This window comes from Paenibacillus sp. E194 (genome assembly GCF_000935845.1).
GTDB classification, from domain to species: Bacteria; Bacillota; Bacilli; order Paenibacillales; family Paenibacillaceae; genus Paenibacillus_B; species Paenibacillus_B alvei_B.
On record NZ_JMDX01000053.1, the window covers coordinates 1 to 11,627 of the forward strand.

Below are 11,627 nucleotides of genomic sequence, written 5' to 3' on the forward strand. Positions count from 1 at the left end.
TTCCTATTTAACGTATTCGAGAGAAGGGCATGAACTTACCTTCGCTGCTGTCGCTCAGATTTACATCATTCCGCTATGTGCCGAACCGCTTGCGATACCCACACTTGCGGCACAGTTCCTCCACAGCTTCTCTGCGGGAGAATCCGTAGAACAAGTTGTTCGCTCGCTCACTTTCAACAATCTCCGAGAATGAGTCACGGTTCACATTACCGAGATTAATAACCCCTTCGCCATCCAGGCAGCACGGTACAACGGTTCCGTCCACGAGTATCGCTGCTTGGGAACGAAGCGCATGGCAGAAGCCTTTGCCCTCATCCTCCGGAGCGCTCAAGCTTGGCCATTCAAATTCATGGTCTTGATTCAAATAAACACGATCCGCAATCTTAACACCGCTGCCCGGAACGATCTTCTCTTCAATTCGATAGTCCAAATTGAATTCTTTTTCAATAATTTCAAGCGTCTCGCGGTTGCGATTGCGCTCCATGTTCGTTTTATTATCCTGCGTCAAATTCCATAGTCGGAACGAGAAGATAACCTTATGCTCTTTAGCTTCACGCACGAACTCCAAAATATCAGCAAGATACTTATCACGGTTCTCCGAGCCAATATGACCATCGAAGCTATGAAGCGAGAAGTTCATCTGGCGCAGCGCCGGCTTGCCCAGCAGCTTATGCTTGTTCTTGCGTATAAGTGTACCGTTCGTTGTAATGTTGACCTTAAAGCCCTTCTCATGGGCTGCATCTAATAATTCATCGATCTTCGGATGGAGCAAGGGCTCCCCTTTGACATGCAAATAAATATGATTCGTATGCGGCTTAATCTCATCTAGAATATGATTGAATGCATCCAGCTTCATGAAGTTCGCTTTGCGTTCTGTCGGCGGACAGAACGTACAAGCCAAGTTGCATACACTGGTCAGCTCTATATAGACTTTTTTGAACGTTTTCAAGATTGTTCCCCATTCTATTGTAGTAGTTCCGTACTATCCTCATCCTCTACTATGCACGAAAATGCCCCTGCATTCAACTTAAACTGGGCGGAACATACAGGAACTAGCGTGGAAGAGCATGATTCCATCACGCTTGACCCCGACGATAGCAGGAAAACCACTCATGACTAGCAGATTGGCCGTTCAAAGACGCTGATTGACCTTCCTATGAAATATCCCATTAAATCATCTTGAACATCGGCTGTATGTAGCCAAACTGAATCCCTTTCGCAACGGCTTCAAGCGACGAGGTTACATTCAGTTTCTCAAACGTATGCTGCAGATGATTCGACACTGTCCGCTCACTGATATGCAGCTTGCCGGCTATTTCTTTTCGCTTGTATCCGTCGCTTAAGAGTTGGAGAATCTGCTTTTCACTATCTGTCAACGTCTCTATAAAATCGATGGAGGAAGGGAAATAAGTCTCCCCGTTTTGGATTTGCAGCAGTGCACGAACTACTTCTTCGGGATTCATATTCTTATTTAGGAATCCTTTCGCCCCGATCTTTTGAGCTTCATACCTGTATACTGGTAGATCATAGCCGGTCAACATAACAATTCGGGCATTCGGAATTTCGCATAACACTTTTTTGGCAAGCATAATCCCGTCCTCGCTGGCGGAAGAATTAAGATGGATATCCATCAATATAATATCAGGCTGCTCCTTGATGATCACGGAAACTGCCAGAGCAGTGTCCGAAACGGATTGAAACCGCTCGATTTCAGGCGTGCCTTCCAATGCGATTTCTAGGCTTTTCGCGAACAAAGCATGATCATCGATCAAGATAATGTGCATATGAGCCCTCTCCTTTCATCAAGAACTTTACTGTAATACACAATCCTCCACCATGGGCCTCTTCCAAGGTAATGGAGCCATTAATCAGAGCAAGCTGTTCCCGAATCGACTGCAATCCCTTGGGCAGTCCCTCTCCTGCATGTTCGAAATTCTTCAAGCCAATACCGTTATCTTGAACCCTTAGCTCCACCTGCTCAAGATGAAGAGAGAGACGAATGTCCAGAGTAGTTCCGCCTGAGTGCTTAAAGGCATTGGCCGCAAGCTCCTTAAGCGTACGATACATCATATAATTGTATGGCTCTACCAGAAAGAAAGTATCGTCGCACTCAAATGAAATGGAAAATCTCCTTGTAGGATACGTTTGCTGAACCATACTCAATAGATTTATCAAATTTTCTTTATAGGTAAGGGTATTGAGCAAGGCCGGTTGGTACTCCTGCATCTGCTGTCGGATCGACAGATTTAGGCGATCCAACGCCTCCATGATTAACCCTCGGATTTCGGTGCGATCTGATTTATTCATCATATTCCGAATAGAAAGTAAATCCTGAAGAATACCGTCATGCAGGTAATGCGAGAAATCTCTTTGGATCGCTTCCTCTCGTTTGATCTGCAGCAAAGTTCGCGCATAATGGCTGTCCATGCTCTGCATCGAGCTGTCGGATGCCGAGTCCGACTGGATCTTGGAAAAAACATACAAGAGCAGGGTATAAGCTTGCATGCACAAAAGCATTCCATGAAGAATGACAAAAAATTCGCTTGGCTGAAGCCGCAACAGCAGAGTAATTAGGCTAAACAGAGATATGATTCCGACCATAAGAATGAGCATTGATTTCCCACGAAACAACATGACAGGGGAATCCTCCGCATGTGTTAGCGCAATCCGGTGAATGCTTAATAAAGGCAGAAAGAGAAATGGATATATGCCAAGACCCTCTACGAATTCAGGGTTTGTACCAAAGCACAGCACATAGCCGAAAAAAATCAGAGCTGCCGTTAAAGCAGGAGCGCCGAACTGCTTCCATTCGTTGCGGAGGACAAATAGAATCCGCTGCCGATGTACATAACACAGGCCAATGCCGACTCCAAAGCTAAGCACAAGCTGGAACAAGTAAAACAAATGAAACCATGAGTCTTGGAACAAGCCCAAAAATACCGTAAACACGCAAGCCACTTTCAATAGGATGTCGGCCTGTTTTTTGTATAAGTACGCCGCATCCTGAAAGAGAAAGGCAGATATAAATCGGTAGACTGCATATAACAGCACCGAACCGCAGAAAGAGAGCAGTTTGGCAATCTGCTCGTCTCCCGAATCAATGCTTAGTAAGGTATACCAGCCAGACAAGATTAACAGCCACGTAAACCGGGTCAATACTCCGCTGTTTTTCAGATTCATGCTGCTGATATATACGGCATCCAGCGTGATTACAAACATGAGCACCAGCATGATCACATCCGCAACGTCTATATCACTCCGAAAACCGGATAAATGTCCATACACGAGGTAAGCGATAATTAGTAGTTCATTAACGATCAGCAGTATTTGTCTGTACAGATATCTGTTTTGAAAAGGGATCGCCTCCTTCCTCGATAATCTATGAATTGAACTCCATTTACCAGGGAAATACAGTCCGATAACAAGTGCGTCTTGTAATCAAATAATAGATGCCGAATATAACTCCGGCAATAACTAGAGCCATTGCGACCGGAACAAAAATCTGCCAGCTTTGTCCCAAAATATCGTCGATGAGCAGCCCTTTATAGCAAATCAGCCCGCAAATGCTGTGGATAAAGCCGATACCGAATGGGATGGCATACATCACAAGAATCTGATTTCGTATCACTTTCTTAATCTTCTTCTTACTGTAACCCATTTTACCGAGGATTTCATAATCACTCTGCTCGTAGGAGACGGCCGAGATGTTATGAAAATACAGGATGCTTCCCGCCGCTATGAAGAAGAGTACTGTCAGAAAGCCAAGCAATAAAAAGGTGGAACTGTTGCCTGACATGATGTCATACGTCCGAGCATAAGAGCTCGCGAAATAAGGATTGTCCTTCAAGACTGGACGCAGAGCCTCATAAGCCGCCTTGCTATCTCTTAAATTCTTGCCATCTATGCTCATGACCGAAATCTCGGGGAGTCCAAGCCCGGATAAACGATGATAAATCTCATCTGAAACGATCAGAGTGCCTACACTGATATTAAATCCGATTGGATTTGACAGCGTTGTGTCCCGTACAGTGATATCAAGTAATTGGTTATCAGGAAGAGACAGCCGGTAGATTTGTCCGACATCTCTCTGCTTCGGATCGGAACGGTATTTAATCAAAATGCTGTGGGTCTCTTCCAATTGTGTATATTCCGCTTTCTTGCCTTGCTGATGCAATAACCGATTATAGTCCGACAAAGCCATCAGTTCAAATCCCGGCTCCCTCCCCAAGGCATATTCTGCTGGAAGGTTGTCCGATTGGGATTGGATCTTTATAAGCGTAGATTGTTGAACTGTAAACTGCTCGGAACCGATTGCCTCATTTAATGCTTGAACAGCTCGATCTGCCTGTTCCGGCTTCTCAAGCGGGAACTCCAGCGCAGACGGAATGATGCGATTCACTGCCGCCACGGGATAGTACATGGTCAACGCTGTAGAACCGAATACGCCCAAGGTACCGGCAATCAGCAGGGACAGCATAATCAAGGTTTTTGCGTTGGTTCGGATACGGTAAATAAACTTGGGTATCGTGACAATTGCAATGTCTTTGTACAGCAGGCTTTTCCGATGTTCCAGCTTACGGAACAGATACGGAAGAAAGGAATAAATAACAAATGAAGTCCCGACTGCAATCATCAGCACCATTGACAGCCCCATCGGAGCAACACCGATGGATTTCCACAGAGACTCTTTGCCCCGTATGACATCAATAGCTAACAAATCGCCAGAAATCATGAGCAACAACCCCAATATGGCCGCAGAAACGCGAACCTTGATCGGTTTTTCAACTGTTTTTTCAAGCCGGACAAGACTTAACAGCGTCGTTTTGCGAAGCAGCCTCCAGTTGGACAAGCTGAGCACCAGAATAACCGCAAAGACAAATACAGCGCTATAAAACACGGCCTTTCCGTTAAATAACGGGATAGATGAGGTATTAATCTCTAAATTCAGCAGCAAGGAGACCCCTGCAACGATTCCTTTGTGGGCCAACGCTCCCATAGTGATCCCGATAAGAAGAGCTCCTAAACTGATCAGGATGTTCTCAATGGTCAATAATGCAAGCATGGCAGACTTTCGGTAACCTAGCAGCGTATAAATGCCCAGTTCCTTCATCCGTCGCTTCATAAAAAATTGATTTGAATAGGACATATAAAATAATACAAAGGCCATTAAAAAAACGGAGATGGTGCGTGTCATGGTTTCTACCCGGCCGTCTTCCGAAATTTTGGACATCATGATGTCATTTAGCGAAAATGACATAAAGGTGAAAAAAACCGTCAAAATAAGAGCGACTGAAAATAGATAGAGCGAGTAGAACGATAGATTTTTCCTTACATTTTTAAAAGCTATAGTCATTAACTTCATTACAACACCTCTTTTTAGCGCGATTCATCCAACAGCGTAATCTGCTCCAGAATGGTTTCATAAAAGGAGCGCTGATCTTGAGTCTTGCGTTCAAGCTCATTAAAAATCCGCCCATCCTTAAAAATCAGGATACGCTTGGCAAAGCTTGCAGCGTACGCGTCATGAGTCACCATCAGAATGGTTGTGCCCAATTCTTCGTTAGCTTCGCTTAACGTTCGAAGTAATTCGGTGGCCGAATTGGAATCCAGTGCTCCGGTCGGTTCGTCCGCGAATAAGATCGCAGGCTTCTTAATAATGGCTCTTGCTGCCGCAACCCGCTGCCTCTGTCCGCCGGACAACTCACTGGGATATTTCCCAAGCTGCTGGGATATGCCGAAGCGTTCGGCCAAGGAACGTATGGAACGGTCGATTTCCCCTTCGGACAACCCTTTCAAAGCAAGGGGGACAGCAATATTCTCCAAGACCGTTAGACTGTCCAGCAAAAAGTATTCCTGAAAAATAAATCCAAGATGCTCGTTACGGAAATCTGCTGAACGGGTATCGTCGAGTTTACTGATATCTACACCGTTAATGGTAATTTCCCCGTCTGTCGGCGTGTCAATGGTGGATAATACATTAAGCAGTGTCGTTTTCCCGGAGCCAGATGCCCCCATGATGCCGATAAATTCCCTAACTTGCACGTCAAAAGATATTCCGTTCAAAGCAGGTTTCTGTACGGAATTGTATCGTTTGGTTACACCCTTTGCTTGCAGCAGGCTCTGCATAAAATCTCCCTTTCTATATGTTTGTATATATACACCTTAAATTTTTTAGGATAGAAAGACATGAGCAATTCACGCAAAAAGAGGTTCGAATGAGTTTACGTAGAGTAGAGGCAATCGTCAAATACAGTACGAAGCACAAGGAAAAATAAAAAGGTCGAGTTCGGGTATAAGATGTACCCACTAACTCGACCTTTTTCGAATCTATCAGCTGCATCAAAGGCAGTAACGTAAAAAACACCCTCCATACAGGAACACATTAAGCATACACTTGAGTTCGATCATCAGAGAGTTCTTCAATCGTGATGTAATCAAAATGTGCCTCATACCCTTCACCTTGCGGACTGCACGCATAGATGCCCACTTGAATTGGCTCCGACTCCTGCTCGAACAAATGGGTCATGCGAAGCTGCTTCCAAGCGGAACCATCCAGTGAGTAATCGACATAAAAGTCGTTGCCAATCCGGGAAATACGGAAGTAGACCGGAGCATCTCCATTATCCACTTCTTGTGTCGACCAATCGGAATACCCATGGTTCGTGACGACTGCGCCGAGCTTATTGCTCCCATCTGGAATATACTCTACAGATGTTTTGAGCCAAGTGTCTGGCGAGTATCGAACCATTAAGCCCGCTTGGTCATAACGGTGGACAGGATAGGAATATACCTTCGTTGTCAGCCTGAAGTTTCCCTCAATTTCTGTATATAGAAAATGTCCGTTATCGACTTGAAAACCATAATGTGTTTTTTGCCAGTAGTCAGTTTCTTTGGCGGTGCGAACAATGAGTTTTGCAGAATCTTGATTGATCTCCCACGCTCGAGGCGGCGAGTACCATGTCAAGTTCATGTTCAATTGTTCATGTTTAAAATTTTCATGCAGCCGAATTGAATTGCTCATCTGTATTGCCTCCATGTCGTAGTCTCTCTTCCATCATAGGAGGAATCATCCCTACTGTACAGGGCGCAATTAAGATTACGGTGCATCTCCGTCTTTATGAAGTGACTTGCGGAGAGCCCTGTTCCAAAATAATGCCATTCAATACAAGGCGACACAGGGGATGCACTAATCGTATCCCCAACCGGGCATGTGCGCTCAATGAACTGTACGAATTGTTCGACCTGCTCATAGGAAGCATTGCTCTTCACATGGATGTTATAGCGAATTTCGGAATAGCCCCGGCGCACATCGGATTTGTTCATGAAACCATCCGTATCCAAATCCCCCTCAAGCTCCACCCAAAATTCCTCCAGCTCAATATTGAATTTACGGGCATACGCTCTTGCCACGATGGACTGGCAGGCGCCTAACGCACACAGCACGACTTCAACCGGATTCATTGCCGTATCCGTACCGCCTAGCGATTTTGGCTCGTCAATCGTAATCTCGAAATTCCGTGATCTTGCCTTTACAACCATTCCCTTTTGCAGATGTGCAGAAGCAGTAAATGTTTCAAGTGGCATTCACATAACCTCGCCTTCCTATTTTAACCAACATTATATCACAGTTATAAATATGAATAGTATGAATGTTATCTTGCTTCCCTTTAGGGAAGGAGACTGCAGCTTTCTGCAATCTCCCTACTATGGTCGATCTGCAAACCGAGTGGCCCTTACTTCAACGACCACACCTGTGTAACCCAATCTGCATAAAAGTCAGGCTCATGAGATACCAGCAGCACTGAACCATTGTAGCTGCGCAGTGCCTCTATAAGGGCCTCCTTCGCCCGAGTATCCAAGTGATTCGTCGGTTCATCCAACACGAGCACATTGCTGTCCGTCAGCATCAATTCGCATAATCGCACCTTAGCCTGCTCTCCGCCGCTTAGCGAGCTGAGCGGCTGCCGAATATGCTCCTCTGTCAACCCAGTCATCGCAAGCAGCTTGCGTATCTGCTGATGTGTCATGTCTGTACGGAATGCACATAATTGATCAAGCGCGGACTCGTCGGATACGAACAGCTCCTGGGCAAAATAAGCGACCTTCACTCGCTCTCCTTGACGAACATTGCCATGCAGTGGGGTTAATTCCCCAAGCAGCGTCTTAAGCAGCGTTGTCTTGCCAACCCCATTATGACCGACAATCGCAATCTTCTCTCCTCGTTTCATCGACAGATTCAGAGGCAAGCATAGCGGCTTCGCATAGCCGATTTGCAGCTGTTCAGCCCTCATAATTCTACCTTCTGGCTCCACATGAACTTGGAAGGAAAATCGCGGCTTCGAACCAGAAGTTGGGCGATCAATCCGCGTCATGCGTTCAAGCATCTTCTCACGGCTCTTGGCCTGCTTCGCCTTGCGAATCTTATTTTTCTGGACAAAATCTTCGAGTCTGGAAATTTCCTTCTGTTGTCTGCTGTACGCTTCGTGCTGCTGCAATTTATTAAGCTCGTATACACTGCGGAATGCCTCATAATTTCCGACATAACGCTTAATGTTCTGGTGTTCGACATGGAAGATCGACGTGGCAATTTCATTTAAGAAAGAACTGTCATGGGAAATGACCAAGAAGGCTTGCTTATACCCCTTCAAATAGCCCTTCAGCCAATCAATGTGCACCTCATCCAAATAGTTCGTCGGTTCATCCAGCAGGAGCACATGAGGCTCTTCCAAGAGCAATCTCCCTAGAAGCAGCTTCGTGCGCTGACCTCCGCTCAACTTCTCGACATCTCGATCAAGACCAATATCAAGCAGCCCTAAGCCAGCTGCGATCTGTTCCAGCTTCACTTCAATCTCATAAAATCCCGAATACTCCAGTCGATGCTGAAGCTCCCCATACTTGGCAAGCCACAACTCCAGATTGTCAGCATCTTCGGCCATCTTGTGTGCCAGCTCCATCAAGTTCTGTTCCATAGCATAGAGGTGGCCAAATGCCCCGCGCAAATAATCGAGCACGGTCATCCCAGGCTGCAGATCAATATGCTGCTGCAAATAACCTACCTTCACATGAGGCAGCCACTCCACCTTCCCTGCATCCGGCAATAGCTCACCGGACAGAATGCGCAGCAATGTTGACTTGCCCGCACCGTTGCTGCCTACAATTCCGGCATGCTCCCCCGGAAGCAAGCGGAAGCTAATATCGAGGAATACTCGTTTATCTCCATAAAAATGGGTTACTTCTTCTACAGATAACATACTCATCTCATTCTCTCCTTTGCATGTGCGTTAATGATGCTCAACGCCAGGCGAGAGAACAGCTTCATAAAGAAAGTATTTGCTTGTGTGTATGCAAAAAAGGGCAAGGCGAACGAATCGCCTTGCCCTATACAAATAGCCCATAATAGGTAGTTCAATATGTCCTTAGTGCTGCAGGCCAATACGAACAGACCGTGTCTGTTGGTTCCGCTTGGTTCTGCACCCAAAGTTCATGAACGCATACTTGTATATGAAAAAAGGAATCGGTTCTTTATCCACTGTTCTTCGATTTGGCGTTAAGCTAAAAATGGGCAGACTTCTCCCGTCTTAAGCCAATTTCCGTTGAAGAACAGTTGACAATACCGCCATCCCCTTTCTAATCCTCATCATCATAAAATGGTATTACGAGGAAAATCATACACGATCATGGCTCGTCCTGTCAAGAATATGCAAAAACCGCCGTTCATTACTGTATTAATTTGATATGATATGGACGAATTACAGTGCAGGAGTATTGGACACGAGGCGTTCTTGGACGAGCTTGTACCTTAGGTTCATTTGACCCGCAAAATCGAAGTGTATGAATACTTCGCCACAATTCTTAACATAAACTGTTGCGAACTGTTGATAGATTTCCACCTTGGTTCTTCTATATATTTAATGTATACGGAGATGAAAAATATGATTGGTATGAATATTCGTGTGTTGCGTAAAAAGCATAAATTCAGTCAGGAACAATTAGCTGAGAAGGTAAACGTATCACGACAGACCGTAGCAAAGTGGGAAAACGGGGAGGCCTTGCCCGATATTTTTAAATGCAGGATACTCGCTGAACTTTTTCAAGTAACCTTAGATCAATTATCCCGTGATATGAGTGAAGAAGCGGCGAATCAGCTCGCTCCCAAGGGGAAGCAGTTCTTTGGTGTTGTGAAAGTAGGAGATCGGGGACAGATTGTCATTCCTAAACAGGCACGCGAAATGTATCAGATTCAAGCTGGTGATAAGCTGATTGTCTTGGGAGAAGATGCAACAAAAGGAATTGCTCTCTTAAAAAGTAATCATTTCATGGAATTTGTAGAGATGATCCAAAAAGCGGAGCGGGAGGTAGATGAATCAGAATGAGCAAAATTGTATTTTTTTCGATACCCGCGCATGGTCATACCAATCCGACCATTCCGGTGGTAGCCGAGTTAGTCAATAGAGGCCATCAAGTTTGGTACTATTCCTTTCTAGAGTTTCAGGAAAAAATAGAAGGTGCTGGTGCTGCATTTATTGCTTGTGATGAGTTCTTGCCCCAGCTATCACAAAAGGAAATGGATCGTAAGGTTGGCAAAGATTTTACAGCATTAATTGAGATGGTTGCCGATACGACCATCGCTTTGGATGAGAAGGTATGTAAGGAATTAAGGGAAATTCAGCCGGATTGTATTGTATCCGACTCTATATGCTTTTGGGGAAAATTATTTGCTAAAAAACTAGAAATTCCATATGTTTGTTCGACTACTACCTTTGCTTTTAACCAGTATACTGCGAAACTGATGAAGCGTGGTTTCATCGATTTATGGAGAATGATCGTGGGTTTGCCCCGAATGAACAGAAAAATTCAGTTGTTAAAGAATCATGGGTATGAAATAGAGAATTTTGTATCGATTGTTCAAAATAATAATGAAACAGACACCATTGTCTATACCACGAAAGAATTCCAACCGATGGCGGATACGTTTTCTGAGCGATATGCTTTTGTCGGACCTTCCATCAAGCAGTCTCCGTCGGTACAGAATATTAAAAGGGATAGAAAACTAATCTACATTTCCCTTGGGACGATACTGAATCAAAATCAAGCTTTTTACCAAAACATTATCCAGGCATTTGCAGATACGGACTATGATGTTGTGATGTCAGTTGGTGAAAAAACGGAAATTGCTTCTCTTGGCAACATACCAATAAATTTCACAGTGAAAAACGTCGTAGATCAAATATCGATATTACAGACAGCAGATGTATTTATTACCCATTGCGGTATGAATAGTACGAATGAAAGCCTGTATTTTGGAGTTCCAATGGTTTTATTTCCGCAACATAGCGAACAAGGATTAGTGGCTGATCGGGTTGCTCAACTGGGTGCAGGTTTAAAGTTGAAAGGAAAGAAGCCAAAATATGTGGCAGCAGCGGTATCTGAGGTGTTGACGAATCGGACATATCAGGAAAATGCGCAAAAACTGTCAGAAACTTTTCAGAATGCTGGTGGTGTAGTAGAAGCGGCCAATGTGATTCTAACTAAAATTGAAGTGAAATCTTAATGGTGTCCGATAATTACGTATTGAACTATAGACAAAAAACATAAAGAATCCCGCGGTATAGTATATCACGGGAGTT

9 protein-coding genes and 1 pseudogene are annotated in these 11,627 nt (G+C 44.7%); 2 read left to right on the top strand and 8 right to left on the bottom strand.

Annotated features, from left to right (window positions below):
* Nucleotides 1–73: 73 nt before the first annotated feature.
* The 8 genes and pseudogenes from AZ66_RS09800 to AZ66_RS09835 all read right to left on the bottom strand — a co-directional run bounded on the left by AZ66_RS09800 (nucleotide 74) and on the right by AZ66_RS09835 (nucleotide 9,257).
* On the bottom strand, nucleotides 74–949 hold the full coding sequence (locus AZ66_RS09800; protein WP_044354681.1) for a radical SAM/SPASM domain-containing protein: 876 nt from the start codon (nucleotides 947–949) through the stop codon (nucleotides 74–76).
* A 220-nt stretch (nucleotides 950–1,169) separates the two neighbouring features.
* Nucleotides 1,170–1,784 carry a response regulator transcription factor gene (locus AZ66_RS09805; protein WP_021261635.1) on the bottom strand — a complete coding sequence of 205 codons (615 nt, stop codon included), beginning with the start codon at nucleotides 1,782–1,784 and terminating at the stop codon, nucleotides 1,170–1,172.
* Complete coding sequence (locus AZ66_RS09810) at nucleotides 1,762–3,231, bottom strand: sensor histidine kinase (protein ID WP_044354683.1); 1,470 nt, start codon at nucleotides 3,229–3,231, stop codon at nucleotides 1,762–1,764. Before AZ66_RS09810 ends, AZ66_RS09805 begins: the two co-directional genes overlap by 23 nt.
* 166 nt (nucleotides 3,232–3,397) lie before the next feature.
* A complete protein-coding gene (locus AZ66_RS09815) occupies nucleotides 3,398–5,362 on the bottom strand; it encodes an ABC transporter permease (protein ID WP_044354685.1) in 1,965 nt (654 codons plus the stop codon).
* Between the two features lie 14 nt (nucleotides 5,363–5,376).
* On the bottom strand, nucleotides 5,377–6,126 hold the full coding sequence (locus AZ66_RS09820) for an ABC transporter ATP-binding protein (protein ID WP_044354687.1): 750 nt from the start codon (nucleotides 6,124–6,126) through the stop codon (nucleotides 5,377–5,379).
* 256 nt (nucleotides 6,127–6,382) lie between these two features.
* A complete protein-coding gene (locus tag AZ66_RS09825) occupies nucleotides 6,383–7,021 on the bottom strand; it encodes a DUF1349 domain-containing protein (RefSeq protein ID WP_044354688.1) in 639 nt (212 codons plus the stop codon).
* A gap of 94 nt (nucleotides 7,022–7,115) precedes the next feature.
* Nucleotides 7,116–7,584, bottom strand: a pseudogene (locus AZ66_RS09830) (OsmC family protein).
* Between the two features lie 149 nt (nucleotides 7,585–7,733).
* Nucleotides 7,734–9,257 (bottom strand): ABC-F family ATP-binding cassette domain-containing protein, encoded by a 1,524-nt coding sequence (locus tag AZ66_RS09835; protein WP_044354689.1) that lies wholly within the window; start codon nucleotides 9,255–9,257, stop codon nucleotides 7,734–7,736.
* Between the two features lie 675 nt (nucleotides 9,258–9,932).
* On the opposite strand from AZ66_RS09835, the gene AZ66_RS09840 reads away from it, so the two are divergent.
* Together AZ66_RS09840 and AZ66_RS09845 are read left to right on the top strand one after the other, a co-directional pair.
* Nucleotides 9,933–10,373, top strand: coding sequence for a helix-turn-helix transcriptional regulator (locus AZ66_RS09840; RefSeq protein ID WP_044354691.1), 441 nt, complete (start codon nucleotides 9,933–9,935; stop codon nucleotides 10,371–10,373).
* Nucleotides 10,370–11,551, top strand: a complete 1,182-nt coding sequence (locus tag AZ66_RS09845; protein WP_044354692.1) for a macrolide family glycosyltransferase — start codon at nucleotides 10,370–10,372, stop codon at nucleotides 11,549–11,551. The genes AZ66_RS09840 and AZ66_RS09845 overlap by 4 nt, the downstream gene beginning before the upstream one ends.
* Nucleotides 11,552–11,627 lie beyond the last annotated feature (76 nt).

Excerpts from the sequence above, each read along its gene's own strand:
- AZ66_RS09840 (WP_044354691.1), top strand. The coding sequence starts at position 9,933 with ATGATTGGTATGAATATTCGTGTGTTGCGTAAAAAGCATAAATTCAGT.
- AZ66_RS09820 (WP_044354687.1), bottom strand. The coding sequence starts at position 6,126 with ATGCAGAGCCTGCTGCAAGCAAAGGGTGTAACCAAACGATACAATTCC.
- AZ66_RS09825 (WP_044354688.1), bottom strand. The coding sequence starts at position 7,021 with ATGAGCAATTCAATTCGGCTGCATGAAAATTTTAAACATGAACAATTG.
- AZ66_RS09815 (WP_044354685.1), bottom strand. The coding sequence starts at position 5,362 with ATGAAGTTAATGACTATAGCTTTTAAAAATGTAAGGAAAAATCTATCG.
- AZ66_RS09805 (WP_021261635.1), bottom strand. The coding sequence starts at position 1,784 with ATGCACATTATCTTGATCGATGATCATGCTTTGTTCGCGAAAAGCCTA.
- AZ66_RS09810 (WP_044354683.1), bottom strand. The coding sequence starts at position 3,231 with ATGCTGGTGCTCATGTTTGTAATCACGCTGGATGCCGTATATATCAGC.
- AZ66_RS09845 (WP_044354692.1), top strand. The coding sequence starts at position 10,370 with ATGAGCAAAATTGTATTTTTTTCGATACCCGCGCATGGTCATACCAAT.
- AZ66_RS09835 (WP_044354689.1), bottom strand. The coding sequence starts at position 9,257 with ATGAGTATGTTATCTGTAGAAGAAGTAACCCATTTTTATGGAGATAAA.